At 71.5% G+C, this 21,713-nt stretch carries 17 protein-coding genes; 2 read left to right on the forward strand and 15 right to left on the reverse strand.

Annotation, left to right across the window (positions count from 1 at the left end; genetic code table 11):
- Nucleotides 1-125: 125 nt before the first annotated feature.
- From AB0877_RS20330 to AB0877_RS20365, 8 genes are all read right to left on the reverse strand, one after another.
- Complete coding sequence (locus tag AB0877_RS20330; protein ID WP_366610628.1) at nt 126-1,052, reverse strand: hypothetical protein; 927 nt, start codon at nt 1,050-1,052, stop codon at nt 126-128.
- A 432-nt stretch (nt 1,053-1,484) separates the two neighbouring features.
- Nucleotides 1,485-3,608 carry a DEAD/DEAH box helicase gene (locus AB0877_RS20335; protein WP_366610630.1) on the reverse strand — a complete coding sequence of 708 codons (2,124 nt, stop codon included), beginning with the start codon at nt 3,606-3,608 and terminating at the stop codon, nt 1,485-1,487.
- Nucleotides 3,609-3,705: 97 nt separating this feature from the next.
- A complete protein-coding gene (locus AB0877_RS20340; RefSeq protein WP_366610632.1) occupies nt 3,706-4,809 on the reverse strand; it encodes a branched-chain amino acid ABC transporter permease in 1,104 nt (367 codons plus the stop codon).
- Nucleotides 4,806-5,696, reverse strand: a complete 891-nt coding sequence (locus AB0877_RS20345; RefSeq protein ID WP_366610633.1) for a branched-chain amino acid ABC transporter permease — start codon at nt 5,694-5,696, stop codon at nt 4,806-4,808. The genes AB0877_RS20340 and AB0877_RS20345 overlap by 4 nt, the downstream gene beginning before the upstream one ends.
- Nucleotides 5,696-6,478 carry an ABC transporter ATP-binding protein gene (locus AB0877_RS20350; RefSeq protein ID WP_366610969.1) on the reverse strand — a complete coding sequence of 261 codons (783 nt, stop codon included), beginning with the start codon at nt 6,476-6,478 and terminating at the stop codon, nt 5,696-5,698. The genes AB0877_RS20345 and AB0877_RS20350 overlap by 1 nt, the downstream gene beginning before the upstream one ends.
- Nucleotides 6,478-7,221 carry an ABC transporter ATP-binding protein gene (locus AB0877_RS20355; protein ID WP_366610635.1) on the reverse strand — a complete coding sequence of 248 codons (744 nt, stop codon included), beginning with the start codon at nt 7,219-7,221 and terminating at the stop codon, nt 6,478-6,480. The genes AB0877_RS20350 and AB0877_RS20355 overlap by 1 nt, the downstream gene beginning before the upstream one ends.
- A gap of 2 nt (nt 7,222-7,223) precedes the next feature.
- Nucleotides 7,224-8,423, reverse strand: coding sequence for a substrate-binding domain-containing protein (locus AB0877_RS20360; protein ID WP_366610637.1), 1,200 nt, complete (start codon nt 8,421-8,423; stop codon nt 7,224-7,226).
- 930 nt (nt 8,424-9,353) lie between these two features.
- On the reverse strand, nt 9,354-10,466 hold the full coding sequence (locus AB0877_RS20365; protein WP_366610638.1) for a glycerophosphodiester phosphodiesterase: 1,113 nt from the start codon (nt 10,464-10,466) through the stop codon (nt 9,354-9,356).
- Between the two features lie 139 nt (nt 10,467-10,605).
- Here AB0877_RS20365 and AB0877_RS20370 point away from each other — a divergent pair, with 139 nt between their 5' ends.
- Nucleotides 10,606-11,940 carry a potassium transporter TrkG gene (locus AB0877_RS20370; RefSeq protein WP_366610639.1) on the forward strand — a complete coding sequence of 445 codons (1,335 nt, stop codon included), beginning with the start codon at nt 10,606-10,608 and terminating at the stop codon, nt 11,938-11,940.
- Nucleotides 11,941-12,008: 68 nt separating this feature from the next.
- Nucleotides 12,009-12,677: a TrkA family potassium uptake protein gene (locus tag AB0877_RS20375; RefSeq protein ID WP_366610641.1), complete on the forward strand. Its 669-nt coding sequence runs from the start codon at nt 12,009-12,011 to the stop codon at nt 12,675-12,677.
- 61 nt (nt 12,678-12,738) lie between these two features.
- Here AB0877_RS20375 and AB0877_RS20380 read toward each other — a convergent pair whose 3' ends face one another.
- From AB0877_RS20380 to AB0877_RS20410, 7 genes are all read right to left on the reverse strand, one after another.
- Nucleotides 12,739-14,391 (reverse strand): serine/threonine-protein kinase, encoded by a 1,653-nt coding sequence (locus tag AB0877_RS20380; protein ID WP_366610643.1) that lies wholly within the window; start codon nt 14,389-14,391, stop codon nt 12,739-12,741.
- A 71-nt stretch (nt 14,392-14,462) separates the two neighbouring features.
- A complete protein-coding gene (locus AB0877_RS20385) occupies nt 14,463-16,025 on the reverse strand; it encodes a fused MFS/spermidine synthase (protein WP_366610644.1) in 1,563 nt (520 codons plus the stop codon).
- A 36-nt stretch (nt 16,026-16,061) separates the two neighbouring features.
- On the reverse strand, nt 16,062-17,078 hold the full coding sequence (locus tag AB0877_RS20390; RefSeq protein ID WP_366610646.1) for a hypothetical protein: 1,017 nt from the start codon (nt 17,076-17,078) through the stop codon (nt 16,062-16,064).
- Between the two features lie 181 nt (nt 17,079-17,259).
- On the reverse strand, nt 17,260-18,069 hold the full coding sequence (locus AB0877_RS20395) for an inositol monophosphatase (RefSeq protein ID WP_366610647.1): 810 nt from the start codon (nt 18,067-18,069) through the stop codon (nt 17,260-17,262).
- Nucleotides 18,062-18,514, reverse strand: coding sequence for a response regulator (locus AB0877_RS20400; RefSeq protein ID WP_366610649.1), 453 nt, complete (start codon nt 18,512-18,514; stop codon nt 18,062-18,064). Before AB0877_RS20400 ends, AB0877_RS20395 begins: the two co-directional genes overlap by 8 nt.
- Nucleotides 18,511-20,235, reverse strand: coding sequence for an ATP-binding protein (locus tag AB0877_RS20405; RefSeq protein ID WP_366610651.1), 1,725 nt, complete (start codon nt 20,233-20,235; stop codon nt 18,511-18,513). Before AB0877_RS20405 ends, AB0877_RS20400 begins: the two co-directional genes overlap by 4 nt.
- Nucleotides 20,232-21,431: a fused response regulator/phosphatase gene (locus AB0877_RS20410; protein WP_366610653.1), complete on the reverse strand. Its 1,200-nt coding sequence runs from the start codon at nt 21,429-21,431 to the stop codon at nt 20,232-20,234. Before AB0877_RS20410 ends, AB0877_RS20405 begins: the two co-directional genes overlap by 4 nt.
- Nucleotides 21,432-21,713: the final 282 nt, after the last annotated feature.

Below are 21,713 nucleotides of genomic sequence, written 5' to 3' on the forward strand. Positions count from 1 at the left end.
AGCCGTTCACGAAACAAGGCAGGCGCGGGGCTGAAGATCGAGCGGGTGTGGACGACCGAGGGGGTCCACCCGTACGACGAGCTCTCCTGGGAGTGGGCCGGGGGGGTGGGCCCCGGGGGGCAGGGCTAGGGGACGGTCAGGGTGAACTCGGCCGTTCGGACTTCCGCGTCCACCTGGAAGTCGAGGTAGAGGCGGTAGCGACCCGGGCCCGGGGTGGTCAACCAGAACTTGATCTGACCGTCCACCAACTCGGTCTCCGGGTGCACGTGCAGATAGCCGAGGTCGCCCTCGCGCAACGCCACCAGGTGCCCGTACGCCCCGAGGTACCGCTCCAACTTCGCTGCGCCATCAGCGCCGTCCACCCGGAAGGTCAGCGGCACTGTCGCCCCGGCCTGCGCGGTGCCCTGGTAGCCGACGGTGAAGCCGTCCACGGTCGTCGAGGTGGCCGGCCCCGGCAGGGGACGGGGTCGGTAGTCGCCGGGGGCCACCAGGTCCGCGCCGAGGGTCACGGCGGTCTGCGCGCCGCTGTCCGCGACCACCGTGAAATCGGCGTACGCGCGCCAGAGGCCGGGCTGCGCGAGGGTCAACGGCACCGACCACGTGCCGTCCGCCGCCATGCTCGGGTGCAGGTGCTGGTAACCGGTCAGGTCCCGCCGGACGACGATCAGGTGCATCGGCTTGTCGTGCACGATGGCGAACCGGGTGATCGGCCGGCGCTGCGCGTCGCGCACCTGGAAGCGGAGCTGACCGGGGCGACCCGCCGCGAACTCGGTGGCCAGGGGCGCCAGGGTGAACCCGGCCGAGCTGACCGCGAGACCGCCCGGCTCGACGGCCGCGCCCTGATCGGCGGCGGTGGCACTGCCGTGGTTGTGCGGCGCGACGCCCGGTGGGTCGGTGTGCTCGGCGGCCAACGACGGGCTGCCGGTGGCGGCACCGTTGGCGTTCAGCCGGCCGAGGCCGAAGCCGAGCAGCACCGCCAGCACCAGCCCGCCGACCACCAACGCCAGCCGGAGGGTGCTCCGGTCCGGCTCGGCGGAGCCCTGGTCAGCCACGACCGACGCCCAGCGCCTGGCTGGCCTCGCCGCCAGCGGTCCTGCCCGCGACGGTGCGCGCACGGGTGAAGGGCTGCCGGTCGGTCATGCCGACCACGGTACCGCCGCGCCCCGCCGGGTCAGGCCGACGCCCGGACAGCGTGGCGACCGTCGCACTCGACACCGCCCGGGAACTTTCCCACCCCGAGCGGCGCGGATCGCGCCGCAGCGCCCGGCAACACCCCGACCACGGCACCGACCACGGCGCGGACCGCGCCACATCGCCCGGCAACGCCCCGAGCACGGCACCGACCACACCACAGCGCCCGGCAACGCCCCGAACAGGCACCGACCACGGCGCGGATCACGCCGCAGCGCCCGGCGGGCACGGACCACGGCGCAGACCGGACCATCGCCGAGGACTGGCCTCGCGACCGACGTGCGGGCTGCGGGTCAGCCGGCTACGGCGAGGGCGAGCGGGAGCACGTCGGTCGCGCCGGCGCGACGCAGGGCCCGGGCCACCAGCGTCATCGTCCAGCCCGAGTCGATCAGGTCGTCGACGAGCAGCACCGGGCCGTCCAGCCCGGCCAGGGCGTCGGACAGGTCGGCCGGCACGGTGAAGGCGTCGTGCAGCGCGCGTACCCGTTGGGCGCTGTTGCCGCGCGGCCCGGCGGGGCCGTCGGGACCGGCCGCGGTGACCTCACCGAGCAGCGGCAGCCGGCCCACTGTGGCGATCCGCTCGGCCAGCGAGCCGAGCAGCCGGGGCCGCCGCCGGGAACCGACCGCGACCACCGCCACCGGCCGGCGGGGCCACGGGTCGTCGCCGTGCGCCCACGCCTTCAGCACCTCCACGACCGCGCCGGCCACGTCGTCGGGCACCGGAGCATCCGGCGCGTCCGGGCCGACGAGGGCACGCAGCCGGCCACCCCAACCCAGGTCGGAGAGGCGCCCGACGGCCCGGCCCGGCAGCGCCTGCTCCGCGGGGGCGATGCGGCCCTTGAGGGGTACGCCCACCGCGTCGAGCCCGGTCGGCCAGAGCTTCTTCGGGGCGATCTCCACGCCGGGTCGACCCAGGAAGGTCTGCGCGGCGGCGAGCGCTGCCGTCGACACGTCCGCGGCGAAGAGTGGGTCGGCGCACCTGTCGCATCGGCCGCAGTCGACCGCCTCGGTGTCGTCCAGGCGTTCCCGTAGGTACCGCATCCGGCAGTCGGACGTCGTCGCGTACTCCCGCATGGCCTGTTGCTCGACGGTGCGCGCCTCGGCGACGCGGCGCAACCGGGCCTCGTCGTAGACCCACGGCTCGCCGGTGGCGAGCCAACCACCGCGCACCCGGCGGACCGCGCCGTCCACGTCGAGCACCTTGAGCATCAGCTCCAACCGGGCCCGGCGCAGGTCGACGAGGGGTTCGAGGGCCTGGGTGGAGAGCGGGCGGTCGGTGTGCAGGGCGGCCAGCACGGCCCGGACCTGCTGCTCCGGTGGGAACGCCAGCGAGGCGAAGTACCGCCAGATCGCGGCGTCCTCGACGCCGGGCAGCAGCAGCACCTCGGCATGCTCGACGGCGCGACCCGCGCGGCCGACCTGCTGGTAGTACGCGATCGGCGAGGGCGGCGCGCCGAGGTGGACGACGAAGCCCAGGTCGGGTTTGTCGAAGCCCATGCCGAGGGCGCTGGTGGCGACCAACGCCTTGATCTTGTTGTCGAGCAGGTCCTGTTCGGCGGCGCGCCGGTCGGCGTCGTCGGACTGCCCGCTGTACGAGGCGACCGGGTAGCCCCGGGAGCGCAGGAACTCGGCGGTCTCCCCCGCTGCCGCCACGGTCAGCGTGTAGACGATGCCCGAGCCGGGCAGCTGGTCCAGGTGGTCGGCGAGCCAGGCCAGCCGGTGCGCCGGGCTGGGCAGGTCGAGCACCCCGAGGCGCAGCGACTCGCGGTCCAGGGTGCCGCGCAGGATGAGGGCGTCGCCCAGCTGCTCGGCGACGTCCTGGGTGACCCGGGCGTTGGCGGTGGCGGTGGTCGCCAGCACGGGGGTGCGCTCGGGCAGCTCGGCGAGGAACGTCCGCAGCCGCCGGTAGTCCGGTCGGAAGTCGTGCCCCCAGTCGGAGACGCAGTGCGCCTCGTCGACGACCAGCAGGCCGGTGGTGGCGGCCAACTTCGGCAGCACGCCGTCGCGGAAATCCGGGTTGTTGAGCCGTTCCGGGCTGATCAGCAGCACGTCCACCGCGCCGGTCTGGATCTCGGCGGTGATCTCGTCCCACTCGTCGAGGTTCGCCGAGTTGATCGTGCGGGCCCGGATGCCGGCGCGCGCGGCGGCCTCGACCTGGTTGCGCATCAACGCCAGCAGCGGCGAGACGATGACCGTCGGGCCGTGCTCCCCCCGTTCCCGCAGCAGGGCGGTGGCCACGAAGTAGACAGCCGACTTGCCCCAACCGGTGCGCTGGACGCAGAGCACGCGCCGCCGGTCGACGACCAGCGCCTCGATCGCGCGCCACTGATCCTCGCGCAGCCGGGCGTGGTCACCGGCCAGCCGGCGCAGCACCGCCTCGGCCCGTTCACGTACCGCTGCCCGCTCTGCTGTCTCCACCCGGCATTTCTACCAGCGCCGCCCGTCACACCCCTGTTGATCAAGAGGTTTGCGTCACCATCCGGTCGGATTCTGACGCAAACCCCTTGATCAACGCTTAACGGCGGGGGCGGAGGGCTTTGGTCAGGTGGGAGAGGCGGGGGGCGAGGCTCGTTAGGCCGCCGGGGAAGAAGTAGACGGCCAGGATGAATACGGTGCCCAGGACGAACAGGGGCTGGCTCAGTGGGCGGCTGAGCACGGCCGGCAGGTTGTCTACCGCGTCGCTCGTGCCGAAGGCGGTGAGCCGGTGGTCCAGGTACATGTAGAGGACACCACCGAGCACCGGACCCCAGCGGGTGCCCGGCCCGCCGAGCACCACCATGACCAGCAGCGACAGGGTCAGCTCGGAGGACGTGATGTGCGGCGACGCGCCGCCGACGATCAGGACGTAGACCACCCCGCCCGCCGACGCCAACCCGCCGGCCAGGGTGAACGCCACCAGCTTGTAGCGGTACGGGTCCAGCCCGAGCACGCCGATCCGCCGCTCGTCGTCGCGCAGCCCGGCGAGCACCCGACCGGTCGGTGAGCCGCTCACCCGGTGCACCACGAAGACCACCAGCGTCAGGTACGCCAGCGCCAACCAGTACAGGTTGACCGTGTTCGTCACCCCGACCAGGCCGGCGGGCAGCCCGGACACGTCCAGCGGCAGGCCCTCCTCACCACCGGTGAGCCCGCCGAAGTCCCGGGCCACCAGGATCGCGCCCACCTGGGCGAAGGCCAACGTGACCATGGCGAACGCGATGCCCACGGTACGCAGCGCCACCGCGCCGAGCAGAGCGGCGAGGATGGTGCCGCCGGTGACGGTCAGCAGCGCCGCCTGCCACAGCGGCAGACCGGCCCGGGTGACCAGGATGTCGGTGCCGTAGACACCGGCGGCGAAGTACAGCGCGTGCCCGAAGGAGAGCATCCCGGTCCGGCCGAAGAGCAGGTCGTACCCGGCCGCCAGCCCACCGAAGATCAGGCAGATGGCGAGAATCTGCAGGGTGCCGGGTGAGTTGACCGGCCCCTCGAAGATCCCCGGCAGGGAGATCGTCGAGTACGGCAGGATCGCCAGCACGACAAGCGCCACCAGCGGCAGGAACGGGCGGACCCGGTGCCACCGCCCCCGCTGCGGGGTCAACTCGTCGGGCACCTGCGCGGGAGGAGCGTCGATCACCGTCATGCCGTTGCCACCTTTCCGGCGATGCCCTGCGGGCGCAGCAGCAGCACCACGGCCAGCAGCCCGACCACGCAGATGTCGCCCAGCCCGGATGTGCCGTAGTAGTTGACGAACTGCTGCACCAGCCCGACCACGACCGCCGCGTACGCGGAGCCGACGACCGAGCCCATTCCGCCGATCACCACCACGATGAACGCGAAGATCAGCAGCGAGCCGCCCTGCCCGGGCGAGACGGTGCCGAAGTAGACCCCGCCGAGCGCACCGGCGAGCGCCGCAGCCGCCCCACCGATCGCGAACACCAGCGTGAACGCCTTGCGGACGTCGATGCCCAGCGCGGTCACCATCTCCCGGTTCTCCACCCCGGCCCGGATCACCAGGCCGTACCGGGTCCACCGCAGGAACGCCAGGATCGCGCCGAGCACCAGCACCGCCGCGATGATCAGCAGCAGACCACCGTTGGGCACCTGCGCGCCGAGGATCCCGGTCACCTGCCGGGTCCAGTCCGGGCGCGGGAACGGCCGGGCATCCGCACCCCAGGTGGCCTGGAGCAACGCCACCCCGGCCAGCGACAACCCGACGGTGACCAGCACCTGCTCGATGGTGCGGGAGTACAGCGGGCGGATCAGCACCAGCTCGACCAGGATCGCGACCAGTGTGCCGGCGGCCACCCCGAAGGCGACAGCGACCACGAAGCCGAACCCGTCCGGGCCGGCGCCCGGCAGGTTGCCCGCCGCCCACCAGGTGCCGTACGCGCCCACGCCGAGGAACAGCCCGTGCGCGAAGTTGAGCACGTCGGCCAGACCGAAGACCAGGGACAGGCCGGAGGCGACCAGGAAGTACAGCGCCGCCAGGCCGAGCCCGGTCAACGCCAACAGGATCACGGTGCCCATCAGTGCTGGTCCTCCCTCGCGACTGCGGGGCTCGCAAGCTCACTCCTCGCGCTCGGCGCGGACACCTCCGCCGAGCCGACACCGAGCAGCGACTTCGTCAACGCGGTCTCCAACAGCAACTCGTGGGCGTCGCCGGTCCAGGCCACCTTGCCGGCGGCCAGCACGACCGCGTCGCGGGCCAGTCGGCGTACGACGGCGAGGTTCTGCTCGACCAGCAGCACCGGCACCGACTCCGCGACCCGTTCCAACACCTCGGCCACCTCGGTCACCACCTTCGGCGCCAACCCCTTGGTCGGCTCGTCGACGAGCAGCAGCCGGTTGTCGTTCAGCAGCACCCGACCGATGGCGAGCATCTGCTGCTGCCCGCCGGAGAGCGAACCGGCCCGTTGCCGTCCGCGCCGGTCCAGCTCGGGAAAGAGCGCGAAGACCTTGTCGTACGCCGGGGTGGTGCCGCGCCGCTCGGCGAGCCGCAGGTTCTCCGCGACGGTGAGCCCGGCGAACACGCAGCGGTCCTCGGGCACGTAGCCGAGCCCACCGCGGACCAGCCGGTGCGTCGGCCGGGTCAGCAGACTCTGCGCGCCCATCCGGATGGTGCCGCGGACCTCCCCGGCGGGCGGGGTGAGGCCGACGATCGCGCGCAGCGTGGTGGTCTTGCCGACGCCGTTGCGACCGAGCAGCACCGTCACACCGGTCGGGGCGACGGTGAAGGACACCCCCTGGAGGATGTGCAGCCCGGAGATCCGGACCGACAGGTCCTCCACACTGAGGATCGGTTCACTTATCACAGCGACTCCCCCAGGTATGCCTCTTGCACCGTGGGGTTGGCCATCACCGTCTCCGGGGTGTCGCAGGCCAGCAGTGCACCGTGGTGCATGACGGCGATGCGGTCGGCCAGTTCCAGGATGACGTCCATGTGGTGTTCGACCATCAGCACCGCCCGGCCACTGTCGCCGGTCAACGACTTGATGACGGCGACCAGCTCCGGCACGTCCTCGGCGCTGACCCCGGCCATCGGCTCGTCCAGCAGCATCACCCGCGGTTCACCGGCGAGCAGCAGGGCGATCTCCAGCTTCCGCTTTTCGCCGTGGGCCAGGGTGCGGGCGAGGGCCGTACCCCGGTGGGCGAGGCCGACCCGGTCGAGCGCCGCGTCGGCGGCGACGGCGACCTCCCGGTCGGCCGCCGCCCGCCGCCACAGTGCCATCGAGCCCCCGCGGTGCGCCTGCACGGCGAGCCGGACGTTCTCCCGCACGCTCAGCGAGCCGAAGATCGAGGACGCCTGGAAGGTACGGCCCAGGCCGAGGCGGGCCCGCCGGTGCGGCGGAAGCGCCCCGATGTCCTGCCCATCGAGAACGACCCGGCCCTCGGTGGCCCGGCGCAGGCCGGTGATCAGGTTGAACAGTGAGGTCTTACCGGCGCCGTTCGGCCCGATGACGCCCAGGAACTCCCCGGGCGCCAGGTCGAGGTAGACGCTGTCGACGATGGCGACCTCACCGATCCGCCAGGTCAGACCGCGGGTGGCGAGCATGGTCAGCCCTTCATGGCCACGGCCGGCGGCGCGGTCTCGTCACCGGTGAGGCTCTTCTGCGCGGTCGCCGTGAACGCGGTGCCGCTGCCGGCCAGCTTGGCCTGGAACATCGGCTGGAGCAGCGCGTGGTCGGCGGCCCGGATGGTCATCTTGCCCTTGACCCCGTCGAAGCTCCACCCCTCCAGGGCGGTGACCATCTTGTCGACGTCGTCCCCACCCTCCTGCGCGGCCCGAACCACCATCTGCGCGGCGGCGAAGCCGTCCGGGTGGAACAGGTCGATGGTGTTGACCTTGGCCTTCAACGCCTTGCTGGCCTCGGTGTCGCTGGCACCGTCGAAGTAGTGCGACAGGAAGGAGATCTTCGCGCCGGCCGCACCGAAGGTCGGCCACGAGGCGCGGATGTCCAGGCCGGTGACGACAGTGGTGGACGAGAGGACGCCCTGCTGGTCGAGGGTCTGCCACATGGCCGGGGCGGTCGTGCCCGCCCACGCCACGAAGAGCAGGTCCGGCTTGGCGGCCTTGATCTGGCTGGCGAACGGGGTGAACTCGGTGGCACTGGCCGGGGCCCGGACGCTGCTCACCGTCGCGCCCGCGCTGCCGATGACGGCCTTGACGGCGGCCTCGTTGGCGTCACCGAACGCGCCGTCCTGGGCGAAGACCACCACCTTCTTGCCGGTGGGGTCGCCGATGAAGGACTTGGCGGTCACCACGTCCTGGTACGACTGCCGACCGGAGCGGAAGGTGTACTTGTTCGCGCCGGTCACCGCGTCCGTGGCGGCCGGGCCGGAGATGAACAGCACCTTGTTCTGCGCCGCGATCGGCGCCACCTGGAGCGCCACACCGGAGGCGGTGGAGCCAGCGATGATCTTCGTGCCCTTGCCGATCAGGTCCTTCGCCGCGGAGACCGCCTTGGCCGGATCGCCCGCGTCGTCGACCTCGGTCAGCTCGATCTTCCGGTCACCGACCTTGCCGGTGCCCTGGGTGGCGAAGTCCAGCCCCGCCTTGAACCCCTCGATGTACTGCTTGCCGTAACTGGCCAGGGCTCCCGACTGGGAGTACACCAGGCCGACCTTGACCGGCGCGGCACTGTCGCCGCCGCCGGTGGCGGTGTCCTGCGGGCTGCCACAGGCCGTGGCGGCCAACGCCGCGGCCATCATCGTGGCGGCGGAGAGGAACGCCCGCCGCGTCGTCCGGACCGTCATTGCGACTCCACATGAGGACTCAGAGGGAGAGAACTTCTTCGTGACGGCTCACGCTAGAAGTGACGTCACCCACGAGCTATGTGGCGGAAACACACAAGTAACAGGAATGAGGTGGCCGGAGGTTACAACGGGCCCCACTAGCAGTCGGGAGCCCCTGCCCTCGATGGCCCGAACCGCCACGGACCACCCGAGCCGTGTGTCGTCCCGCGCCATTCGCCCGGTTCGGTCAGCCGCAGGGCCCGTGGTGGGCAGCCGCACGCGAGCGGCGCCGCCGATCGTCGAGCAGGCTGTCACAAGAGACCCGATGACGTACGCGCTGAGCGTCCTCCTCGGACACCGTCGTCTCCGCCCGATCGACGTCGACGAGGAACCAGCGCTCAGCCCGACCGGTAACGCCGCCCGAGCGCGCCCCCGCAGGCCGAGCGGGCGAAGATCGCCGCAGTTGCCACCTCGCCGATCATGCACTTGTGGTGGGCAACAAAACGCCCCCGAACTACCAAGCCCGGCACCACACTCCATGATCGCCCGCGCCGCGCTGTCCCTGCTCCGCGATCTTGCACTTCCTGTCCCGACATAAGCTGCATTCCGCCCATGTCGACAACCGAAACCGCAAGATCGGCGCGATCTTCCCGCTCCACCTGCGGTGCTCGACCAGGGAGCCCCTTGTTCAGGGCCAGCGCGGGCGGACTGGGGCGGACGGGGGCGGGTGCGATTCGTTTGCGGCATCAGCTCCATAGCGTCGGGAGGTGATGCCCGCACCCCGCAGGCGGCACCTTCAGGCGGGCGGGCACGGAGCTGGCCCGTCGCCCGGGTGGCGGACGACGGGCCAGCGTGTGGGCCGGGCGTGTCGGCCCGGTGGTCGACCCGGAGCGGATCAGCTCCGGGCCGAGGTCAGCTCGGTGGGGAACTCCCGGGGAGGCGCGGAGTGGATCAGCGGCCGGCGAGGGCCGCGACTGCGGTGTCCGGGTGGTCGCTGAAGACCCCGTCGAGACCCAGGCCGAGGAAGAGCTCGTACTCGGCGGTGATGTCGCCGCGTGCGTTCGGGTCGGCGCCGATCCGGAAGTCCGCCGGGAGGAACTGGTTCTCGGCCCGGAACGTCCAGGAGTGCACGAGCAGGCGCTCCCGGTGCGCGTCGCGTACGACGTTGGTGGGGGCGAGCAGGGCGCCGGCAGCGTTCCGGGGAACGATCAGGTTCTTGTTCGCGCCGATGCCGTCGGCGTACCCGGCGATCCACCTCAGCCCGGCCGGCGTGACCAGATCCTGGTAGGTGCGGGCGTCGCCGGCGGCGGTGAAGTCGTACGGGCGACCGGTCGCGTCGAGCAGTTGGACCAGCTTCACGTCGGTGAGCCGGCTCAGGCGTCGCAGGTTGGCCGTCTCGAACGACTGGATGAAGACCGGCGAGTTCTTCCGGTCCAACTTGTTCTGCCGCAGCACCCGCAGCAGCGGCTCCTCCAAGGGCAGTTCGATCGATGCGAAGTAGCTCGGGTGCTTGGTCTCCGGGTAGATTCCGATGGTGCGGCCCCGTGCCCGCCCCTCGGTCCGGGCCAGGTCGATGACTTCCTGGAGGGTGGGCACCTCGAAGCGGCCGTCGAAGGTGGTGTTCGCCACGCGTACCTGCGGCAGCCGCTCCTTGGCCCGCAGCATCTTCAGCTCGGCGAGGGTGAAGTCCTCGGTGAACCACCCGGTCACCGCGACACCGTCGATGGTCTTCGTCGCCTTACGGGCCGCGAACTCCGTGCGGGTCGACACGTCGGTGGTGCCGGAGATCTCGTTCTCGTGCCGGGCGACCAGCACGCCGTCGGAGGTGGAGACCAGGTCCGGCTCGATGTAGTCGGCGCCCATCCGGATCGCCAACCGGTATGCCTCCAGCGTGTGCTCCGGCCGGTAGCCGCTGGCACCACGGTGACCGATCACTATTGGTCGGTCGTTGGCCCGGGAGCGGTCCGCGTCGGCCGTTGGTTCGGCCGCGGCCACTGTCGGCAGCGCCACGGCGGCGGCGAGCAGAGCGCTGGCCACGCCGAGGGTCGAGAGGGTACGTCGCAACGCCGTCTCCTGTCATCGATGGTCCGGGTAAGCAGACCGCCCGTGATTTGCCAGGAGTTGGTCGATGGCTGGCCGGCAGATGAATCTCCGGAATGCCCGTTCCCACTCCAGGGAAGCGGGAGGACAGGAAGATTGTCTGGTGCACCGGTTCTTCCGCAATCCCGTGCGGCTGGTGCCGTTCGCGTTCCTGGTGCCGATCCTGCTCGGTACCGGGTTGCTCATGGCGCGCTGGGCGACCGCCGAACACGTACGCCCACCCGTGGTCACAGCGCTCTTCACCGCCACCTCGGCCGTGTCGGTCACCGGCATGGCCATCACCGACACGCCGAACTACTGGTCCGGCTGGGGCCTGCTGGTGATCACTCTGCTCACCCAGCTCGGCGGCCTCGGCATCCTCACCGTCGCCGCGTTGGTCATCCTGGTGGTCTCCAGTCAGCTCGGACTGCGCAACCGGTTGCTGGTGCAGGCCGAGACGGCGGAGTTCGGCCTCGGTGACGTGGGCCGGTTGCTCCGCCGGATCGCGCTGACCGTCTTCGCCTGCGAGGCGGTGATGACAGCGCTGGTCACCGGTCGACTCTGGCTGACCTACGACTACTCGTTCTCCGAAGCCCTCTGGTCGGGTGTCTTCCACGCCGTGCAGGCGTTCAACAACGGTGGCTTCGCGCTCTACACCGATGGCCTGCTGGCCTTCAGCCGCGACCCGTGGGTGTCGCTGCCCCTGGCGATCGGCGCGATCATCGGCGGTCTGGGCTTTCCCGCCCTCTTCGAGGCGGTCCGCGAATGGCGGCAGCCGATCCGCTGGGCGGTGGCGACGAAGCTGACCATCTGGGGCAGCGCGGTGCTGCTGCTGCTCGGCTTCGGTGGCCTGCTCGCCGCAGAGTGGACCAACGCGAGCACGATCGGCCAGTACGACGTACCCGGGAAGATCCTCGCGTCGTTCACCCAGATCGCGCTGAGCCGGACCGGCGGCTTCAGCGTCCTGGACATCACCGCTCTCCAGGAGGAGAGCTATCCCCTGCTGATCGTGCTGATGTTCATCGGCGGCGGCAGCGCCAGCACGGCCGGTGGCATCAAGGTCTCCACGTTCTTCCTGCTGGCGTTCACCATCTGGGCGGAGCTGCGCGGTGAGCCCGACGTGACGATCGGGCACCGGCGGGTGGCCACCGCGAGCCAGCGGCAGGCGATCACCGTGGCGCTGCTCAGCGTCGCGTTGGTGATGGCCGGAACCATGCTGTTGCTGCTGCTCACCGAGGGCGTCCGCTTCGTCGCGGCCCTGTTCGAGATCACCTCGGCGTTCAGCACCACCGGTCTGACCATCGGTCTGGCCGCCGAACTGCCGGCCGGCGGCCAACTGGCGCTGACCGTGCTGATGTTCATCGGCCGCGTCGGGACGCTCACCCTCGGGTCGGCGATCGCCCTGAACACCCGACGCCGGCTCTACCGCTACCCCCAGGAGCAACCCATTGTCGGCTAGGGCGTGGTCCGGAGGTGTCGGCCAGCTCGCACAACGGCGACACGCCATTGGAAGCAGGGAGGGCCGAGGTGTCGGCTAGACGGGCGGACAGCCGCGGCATCGTGGTGATCGGGCTGGGTCGATTCGGTTGCCACCTGGCCGGGTCGCTGACCCGGATGGACCGCGAGGTGTTGGCGATCGACCGTAGCCCGGAGAAGGTGCAGCGGTGGTCGGCGCAGCTCGACCGGGTGGTTCAGGCCGACGCGACCGAGGAGGGGGCGCTGCGGCAGCTGGGCATCACCACCTTCGGGCGGGCGGTGGTGGCCATCGGGGCTTCGGTGGAGGCGAGTGTGCTCACCGTGTTGGCGCTGGTCGAGCTGGGCGTACCCGAGATCTGGGCGCGGGCCACCTCGCAGAAGCACGCGAAGATCCTGGCGTCGGTGGGCGCGCACCACGTGATCTTCCCGGAGGCGGAGACCGGGGACCGGGTCGCGCACCTGATCGTCAGCCGCTTGCTCGACTTCATCGAGTTCGACGACGATTTCGCCATCGCCACCGTCCGGGTGCCGGAGTCCCTGGTCGGGCGCACCCTGCTCGACCTGAGACCGGAGGAGCGCTTCGGGGTACGCGTGGTCGGCGCCAAGCTGCCCGGCGAACGCTTCCGGTACACCTCCGACGACACCACGCTCCCCCAAGGCGGGGTGCTCATCGTGGAAGGTGGGATCGACCAGGTGCAGCGGTTCGCGGGGATGCGCTGACCAGCCACGCCCCTATCGTGGCCTGCTCATTTCCGGTGACCACGCGGCCCCTTGGTCACCTTCACACTTTTCCCGGACCACCACCGGCGGCCTTCGCGGGCTTCGCGGGCTTCGGCGGGGCCTTCGCAGGCTTCGGCGGCTTGGCCTTCGACGCGCCGCCACCCGCGCCGGAGCCGCCGCGTGCCGTCGTCTTCTTCGGCGGGGCCTTCACCGTGGCGGCCTTGGCCGGCGGGGCCGTGGACGGCACGCTGCCGGCGACGCCGGAAACCCGAACCCCGCAGGCCGCCTCGCCGAGTCGGAACTCGACAGGCAACTGGTTCGCCCCGCTGTACTTGCCCGTGAGGGTCACCTTCTCGACCGCACCGGGGGCCAGCGTGGTGCGCTGGGCCGCCGGTCGGATCAGCACCGTGCTCCCCTGCTGCTGCACCGGCGCGGGCTCCGCCTTCGTCACCTTCTGCTGCCCGGGGAAGGTGAAGCTCATCGCCCAGTCCCGCAGCTCACGGCCACCGGTGTTGGTCAGGGTCAGCTCGGCGGAGAAGTCGGTGCCGGAGTCGGTGCGCAACGCGTACGCCACCTCGCAGGGCGCCGCCGTCGGCAGACCCATCCGAGCCTCGGTCGTCGGCCTGTCCCCTCCGCTGGCCGGGCTGCGCGAGGTGAACCCCCACATCGCCCCGGTGACCGCGATCAGCCCGACGGCGGCCACGCCGGCCTCCACCCGCCTACGCCGGGTCACCCGCTGCTGCGTCCGCCGGTTGCGGGTCCGCGACAGCGGCAACGCGTCGGTCGCCGCCGACCAGGGCAGGATGGTGGTACGCGCACTGCCGAGCATCGCCGCGTCCAGCGGCCCGGCGGCCGGGGAGACCGGCACCGCCGCGAGCATGCCGGCCGCCTCGGCGAGCGTCCGGGTCAGCTCGGCGGTGACCGGCCGGTCCGCGGGTCGCTTGGCCAGGCAGCGTCCGACCAGTTCGGCCACCCCGTCGGGCAGCCCCGGGACGGTGGGCATCGGCTCCGGATCGTTGTACATGTGGGCGCGCAGCATCTGGGTGGTCGTACTGGCCTGCCACGGCAGTCGACCGGAGAGCATCCGGTAGAGCAGCAGCCCGACGGCGTACACGTCGGTGGCCGGGGAGACCTGGCCGTTGTCCAGCCGCTCCGGGGCGAGGTACGCGGGAGTGCCCAACAGCGCGCCGTCCGGGCCCTTCTCGCTCTCCCCGACGAGCGCGGAGATGCCGAAGTCGACCACCTTGACACCGGTCGAGGTGAGCATGACGTTGCCCGGGGTGACGTCACGGTGCACCACTCCGCGAGCGTGCGCGGTGGCCAGCGCGGAGCTGACCTCGGCGCCGATGGTCACCGCCTCCCGCCACGGCAGTTGGCTCTCCCGACCCAGCCGGCTGGCCAGCGAAGCGCCGTCGACCAGCTCCATCACCACGTACGGCACGGTAAGGCCGACCTGCTCGGACTCGCCGTAGTCGTACACGTTGGTGATGTTGGGGTGGCAGAGCCGCGCGGCGGCCTGCGCCTCGATCCGGATGCGGTGGCGGAAGGCCCGGTCGCTGGCCAGCCGGGAAGCCAACACCTTCACCGCGACCTGGCGACCGAGCACCTCGTCGTAGCCACGCCAGACCACCGACATGCCGCCCGCGCCGAGTTGCTCGATCAGCCGGTACCGCTCATCGAGCAACTGCGCGCCGTTCCGGTCCCCACCGCCCATGGTGAGCGATGTTGCCCAGGAACGGCCCGCCTACACCTGGAGTATCGGAATCGGTCAGGATTGTCACCCGATCAGGCGGTGGCCAGCAGTTGGTCCACCGGGGCGTAGTCGTCGGTCAACACCATCGCCGGACCGACGAAGTCCGTCAGCGCCGCACCGGACAGCAGGCTGACCTTCGGGTCCACCTCGGCCAGCCGGGCCCGGACGGCCTCCAGCGGCAACGGCGCGTCGGAGCCGACGATGAGGAAGTTGGAGCCCTGCTCCTCGGCGAGCGCCTCCGGGGGCGCGATCACCGCGACGTGCCCGAACTCGGCGGCCACCGTGGCCAACTCGGCGCGGATGAACCGCAGCGGCGGGTAGTCGATGACGTTCTGCACGTAGACGCCGCCGGGGCGGGTCACCCGCCGGACGTCGGCGGCCATCTCCCGGGTGGCCAGGTGCCAGGGCACCACCAGGTGCCCGAACGCGTCGCCGACCACCAGGTCACGGCTGTCGGTCGGCTCGCCGGCAACCAGCATCCGGGCGTCACCCACCACCGCCCGCAGGTCCGGCCCCGACCGTACGCCCAGCTCCTGCTCACCCAGCTCGACCAGCCCGCCGTCGATCTCGAACACCAGGTTGTCGGTGCCCGGTCGGGTCGCGGTCAGGTAGCGCGGCACCGTGAACCCGCCGCCGCCCAGGTGCAGCGCGTCCAGGCGCTGACCGGCCGGCGCGGCGACGTCACCGACCGCGCCGATCCACTTCGTGTACGCGTACTCCAGGTGCTTCGGGTCGGCGAGGTCCACGTACGAGTGCTGGGCGGAGTTGAGCAGCAGCGTCCGCCCGCTGGGCCGAGCGGGGTCCGCGGTGACCCGGGCGCAGTGGTACGCCGTCTCGATGTCGCACGGGTTGGGCGCCACGGTGCTCAGCCCCGCCCCGGCCAGACCGAGCACGGCCAGCGCGGCGCGGACCCGGGCCGGACCGGGCAGCTCGGTGGGCTCCTGCCGGCGCAGATACCAGCCGAGACCGAGACCGACCAGCCCGAGCGAGATCGCCAGGGCGAGCAGGATGACGGTGCTGCGCAGCGCGGCGACCAGCACGAACCCGGTGCCCAGGGTGGCGGTGATGCCGCCCAGGGTGCCGATCCCGGAGAGCCGGCCGACCACCTGGCCGGTGCGGCGCAGGTCGGCGAGCTGGAGTTTCACGACCAGCGGGGTGACCGCCGCCAACAGTGCGGCCGGCACGAACACCGCCAACGCGACCAGCAGCAGGATGCCGCTGGCCGCACCACCGCGCAGCACCTCACCGGCGTACCGGACGACGGGCAGGGTGACCGCGGTGGCGATGCCGGCCAACACCAACGCCGGCGCCAGCAGGCCCCGCGGGTTGCGCCGGTCGGCCAGCCAGCCGCCGGACCACGCCCCGTAGGCGATCGCGGCCAACGCGATGCCGATCACGGAGCTGGTCACCTGAAGGGTCACCCCGACGTACGGGCCGACCAGGCGCAGCGCGACGGTCTCCAGCACCAACACGGCACCGCTGGAGAAGAAGACCAGAAAGGCGGCCAGGCCGTTGGGCAACGCCCGGCCGGTGGTCGGCACGGGCTGGGCCGGTGGTGCGGGGAGGGCCGCTACGTCGGACGGTGGGGAGCTCATCGTCGCGATGGTACGCAGCGAAGCTGGTGCTTCGGGTCAGTACATCGAGAGATGAACATGGTTCGTGTGGGTCGCCGCCGGAGAGCCGCTTCCACTGTATGAGCGCCACCCGGTGCCGGGGTGCCAGATCTGCCGGTACCAGATCACGTAGAGCACGCCCAGCCGGTCGGCGTTGCGCACGTGCCAGGCGGCCAGGCTGTCCCCGTACGCCTTGTCGCCGCCGGTCGCGTTCTTGTCCTCGAAGCCGTTCGTGGCGGCCGAGAAGTCGCAGGCCCGGCCCTTCGGATGCTCGCCGCCGCCGCCACTGCGCTTGCAGGAGACGTGCCGCTTGTAGCCGGCCGCCTGGGTCTGCTTGAGCGCGTTGAGGGTGCGCGGAGTGATGCACCCGGAGGTGGTCGGGTCCTTCACCGAGCAGGATTCCGACGGCCAGGACCCGTCGGAGTTACGCGGTGCCGGCTTCGCCGAGGTGGAGCTGCCACCACTGAAACCGTTGCTGCCGCCGGAGCTGACCTCGGCGAGCGCCTCCTCGGCTTCCTTCTTCTTCTTCGCCATCACGGCGAGTTGCTTCTGCTGCTCGCGGACCTCGGCGTCCATGGCCACCTTGGCCTGCTGCGCCTGCTGCCGGGCCTCGGTGAGGTCACGCAGCCGCTTGCCGTCCCGCTGGGCCATCAGGTCGAGGTCGCTGGCGCGTTGCAGGAACGCCTCCGGCGTGGCGGTGTTGAGCAGCATCGACGCCGCGTTCAAGCGACCGAAGCGGTACGACTGCGCGGCCACCTCACCCACCTGGGCGGTGAGCCCGACCAGCCGACCCTCGAGGGCCGTCAGCTCGCCGGCCAGCGCGGTCTGGCGACGCTTGGAGTTGTCCAGTTTGGCCTTGGCCTCGATGTGGCCCTTGGCGGTCAGCTCCAGCGCGTCCCGCAGCTTCTTGCTGCCACCCTCGTCCGGCTCCGCGTACGCGGGCACCGCGGCACCACCGAGCACCAGCGCGACGGCGGCGAGCACGGCGAACAGTGCGCGGCGACCGAGCCGCGGGCTGACCCTGAACCTGGGCACGAAAGCGTCCTTCCGTCGACCGCCGGCCCCCGATGTGACGCTCCACGGAGACGCCGGTCGGCGGTCCGCTGGCGGAGACCGCCGGTCACGATACCGGATCGTGGGCGGGTGACCAGCCTGCTGACCCTCAGGCTGTCTCGATGTCGACGCAGCGTTCCGGCGCGGTCGCGCAGCGCGCGGATCAGGGGCGCAGGAGCGCCTCGTGCACGTCGGCCCAGACCTGCTCGTTGGCGGCGACGAGCAGACCGCGGCCGTCGTCGGCGGGGTGGTAGTCGACGCCGTCGAATCGGCGGGCGACGCCTCCGGCGGCACGGACCAGCAGCGTGCCCGGGCCGTGGTCCCAGGGCAGGGTGCGCCAGAAGAGGACGAACTGCTGCTCGCCGGTGAGGATGTCCAGGTACTCCCGACCGGCGCAGTGCTGGCCGGGTAGCAGCTCACCGAGCCGCCGCCCGCCGGCGCGGACCCGGTCGCGGGTCTCCGGCGGCAGGAAACGGGTCATCGCCGCGCCGCGGAGTTCGCCGAGCGGCGGCACCGAGCCGACGCCGTCCACCGGTCGACCGTTGAGCAGGGTGCCCTCGTCCGCCCGGCCGGCCGCGAGAGTGCCGGCCAGCGGGTCGAGGATCCAGCCGGCGGCCGGTCGCCCGTCGGTCAGCAGCGACACCATCAGTGCGAACGGCCGGCGACCGGCGGCGAAGTTGGCGGTCCCGTCGACCGGGTCGACCAGCCAGACGTCCCCGCTGTCGCGCAGGTGCCGCAGCAGACCCGGATCGTCGGCGACACCTTCCTCGCCGACCACCGTCGAGCCCGGCCGCAGCCGGCGCAGCCCCGCCGAGAGCAGCTCCTCGGCCCGGCGGTCGGCGACGGTGACCACCTCACCGGGCGCCTTCTCCGACACGTCGTCGTCGTCGAGCTTGCGGAACAGCGGCAGCACGACCTGGTCGGCGGCCTCCCAGAGCAGGCCGCCGACGTCGTCCAGCAGGGTGTCAGCCACGCGGCGGCAACTTGACCACGCTGACGAAGAACTCGTCGATCTGACGGACCACCGAGATGAAGCGCTCGAAGTCCACCGGCTTGGTCACGTAGGCGTTGGCGTGCAGTTGGTAGCTACGCAGAATGTCCTCGTCGGCCTGCGAGGTGGTGAGCACCACCACCGGGATCCGGCGCAGGTCCTGGTCCTTCTTGATCTCTTCCAGCACCTCCCGGCCGTCCCGCCGGGGGAGGTTGAGGTCGAGCAGGATCAGGTCGGGCGCCGTCGCGTCGGCGTACTGACCTTCCCGGCGCAGGTAGGCGAGCGCCTCGGCCCCGTCGGAGACGACGGTCAACCGGTTACGCAGCTTGTGCTCCTCGAACGCCTCCTGGGTCATCAGCACGTCACCCGGGTCGTCCTCGACGAGCAGGACCTCGATCGGGCTCTTGCCATCCGCCGGCGCGGTCATCCCACCGTCTCCCTCATGTCACCCGTTCTACCGCTTTCCAGCGTCCGGTCGGCCCGGTCCGGCTGGTCCGGGCCGTCGGCCGGCTCCGCCAGCGCTGCCGGAGCCTCGGTCGGGGGCGTCGCGTCACCATCGGTCGGCTCCCCCGCGGAGTCGACGGCGGCAGCCGCCGCGACGTCCTCGGGAAGTGCCGGCAGGGTGAATCGGATCGCGGTGCCCTCCGGCACGTCGGTGTCCACCCAGACGCGGCCACCGTGGTACTCGACGATCTTCTTGACGATCGCCAACCCGATGCCGGTGCCCGGGTACGCGTCCTTGGAGTGCAGCCGCTGGAAGATCACAAAGATCTTGTCGGCGAACTCCGGCTCGATCCCGATGCCGTTGTCCTGGCAGGTGATCTCCCACTCGGCACCCACCAGGCGCGCCGAGACGTGCACCTTCGACGGCACGTCCGGGCGGCGAAACTTGATCGAGTTGCTGACCAGGTTGGCCAGCAGGTTGGTGAGCAGCGGTTCCTCACCGGAGATCGTCGGCAGCCCGCTCCAGGTCAACTCGGCGTCCGCGTACTGCCGGGCGGCCTCGGTCTGGCCGGCCACGTCGCCCATCACCTTGTTGAGGTCGACCTCGACGAAGCCGGTGGTGAGCCGCCCGATCCGGGAGAACGCGAGCAGGTCGTTGATCAGGCGCTGCATCCGTTGCGCGCCGTCCACCGCGAAGGCGATGTACTGGTCGGCCCGCTCGTCGAGCTGCCCGGCGTAACGGCGCTGGAGCAGCTGGCAGAAGCTGGCGACCTTCCGCAGCGGCTCCTGCAGGTCGTGCGAGGCCACGTACGCGAACTGCTCCAGATCCCGGTTGGAGCGGGTCAACTCCTCGGCCTGCTTCTGAAGCTGACTGTTCACCCACTCGATGCGCTCGCGGGCGGCCCGCACCTCGGCCAGGTCGGCGGCGATCTTCTGCCGCATCGCGTCCACGTCCTCGCCGAGTTGGATGAACTCCGGCGGGCCGACGGTGGCGATGCGGTGCTGGTAGTCGCCTTCGGCGACCTCGCGAACCTGGGTGGCGAGGCCGGTCAGCGGCCGGACCACCATCCGGTCCAGCGAGAGCAGCAGCACCGTACCGGCGATGACCACCACCAGGGCGGCCACGATCAGCAGGACGACCAGCACGTTGCTGCTGGTACGCACGTTGGCGGCGGTCTGCTCCCGGGCGGACAGGACCTCCTCCTGGAGATCGTTCACCGCCGAACGCACCCCGTCGAACTGTTGCCGGGCGGATTCGGTGACCAACGCCTGGCCGGCGCTGGTGCCGCTCTGCTCGGTGGTGGTGATCACCGGCTCCGCGACCGACCGACGCCACTGCGTGACACGCTCCTCGACGGTGCGCAGCTCCTGGCTGATCTCCGGATAGTCGTCGAGAAGCTTCCGCATCGAGGCGGTGACGCTCTGCTCCTGGGCGAGCCCTTCCCGGTAGGGGTTCAGGTCGTCCTGGTCGCCGCTGACCGCGTACCCGCGGATCGCCGTCTCCTGGTCGAGCAGCGCGTTGAGCAGTTCCTGGGACTGCACCCGCAACGGGCCGGTCTCGTTCAGCACCGCGTCGATCTGGGTGCGGTTGCGGGCGGCCATCGCCGCTTCCGCGCCGGCCAGCCCGATCAGCAGAAAGCCCACGACGGTGAGCAGGGTGATTACCCGGCGGCGGAGACTCCAGCCACCGATGACCGGCCTCACCGGCCACCGCCCCGGCTGACCAGCAGCATGGCCACGTCGTCGGCGAGCGGACCACCGTTGAGCCGCTCGGCCCGCCCGACCAGCCACGCCGGCAGCTCGGGCAGCGACACCGTACGGTTCGCCGGCTCGTCCAGCAGGCCACTGAGGCCCGGCACGTCGAGCCGTTCGTTGCCGGCGCCCACCCGCCCCTCGATCAGGCCGTCGGTGTACATCAACAGGGACCAGTCATCGGTGTCGAACTCCAGGTCGTAGGCGATCGGCCGGCGGGGCCGTACGCCCAGCAGCAGGCCGCCGGGCGCGGGCACCGGGGCGACCCGGCCGCCGGAGAGCAGCAGCGGTGGCGGGTGCCCGGCCAGTCGGACGGTGGCCCGGTTGGCGTCCAGGTCCAGTCGGATGGTGGCCACCGTCGCGAAGATCTCCTGGAGGCGGCGCTCACTCATCAGCACCTGCTCCAGGGCGGGCAGCACCTCGTCGTCCGGCACCCGGGCGAGCACCAGGGCCCGCCAGGCCACCCGCAGCTCGACCCCGAGCGCGGCCTCGTCCACCCCGTGCCCACAGACGTCGCCGACGATCAGGTCGAGGCGGTCGGGGTGGGTCTGCACCACGTCGAAGAAGTCCCCGCCGATCAGGGCGGCGTGCCGGCCCGGCCGGTAGAAGGTGTGCACCGCCACCTGGTCGGTGTTCATCAGCGGTTGGGGCAGCAGACCGCGTTCGAGTCGGGCCGACTCGGCCTGGCGCAGCTCGACCTCGCGCAGCCGGCGGGCGTTCTCGTCGGCGCGCTTACGCTCCACGGCGTAGCGCAGCGCCCGGGTCAGCAGCACCCCGTCGACCTGACCCTTGACCAGGTAGTCCTGGGCGCCCTCGGCGACCGCCACGACGCCCAGGTGCTCGTCGGTGCGGCCGGTCAGCACGCAGACCGCGGCACCGCTGGACATCTCCAACACCTGGCGCAGCCCGTCCAGGCCCTGGGCGTCGGGCAGACCCAGGTCGAGCAGGACGCAGTCCACGTCGGTGATCCGCTGCCGCGCCTCCCGCAGGCTGGTGGCGACCAGCAGGTCGATCATCGAGTTCGTCTCGGCCAGCAGCTCACCGACCAGGAAGGCGTCGCCCTCGTCGTCCTCCACCAGCAGCACGCGCAGCCGCTCACCCGGCGGCAGGTTGGCGTGCCGCGCCAGGCCGCCGTGCGGGTACGGCACAACTGGGGAACCGGCCGAGCCGGCCCCCCGGTGCGGCCGGGTCACCGCCGCGAGACGCGGGAGTTCGCTGGTGATGTCGGGCTCCTTCCGAGTGCCCCGCTGATCCTGTATTAGACAACGGTCCCACACAACACGATGCCTCCGGCGCGGGCGGGGATGGGGCGCATCACTTGCTCGGCCATGGACAAACCGGGCGGCTGATGGACGCCTGACGTACCGGCCATCCCCCTGCGCGACCGCCGACGGGCAGGATGATCCCACCCCAGGCCCCACCACCCCCGA

This window comes from Micromonospora sp. NPDC047644, assembly GCF_040704315.1.
GTDB lineage: Bacteria > Actinomycetota > Actinomycetes > Mycobacteriales > Micromonosporaceae > Micromonospora.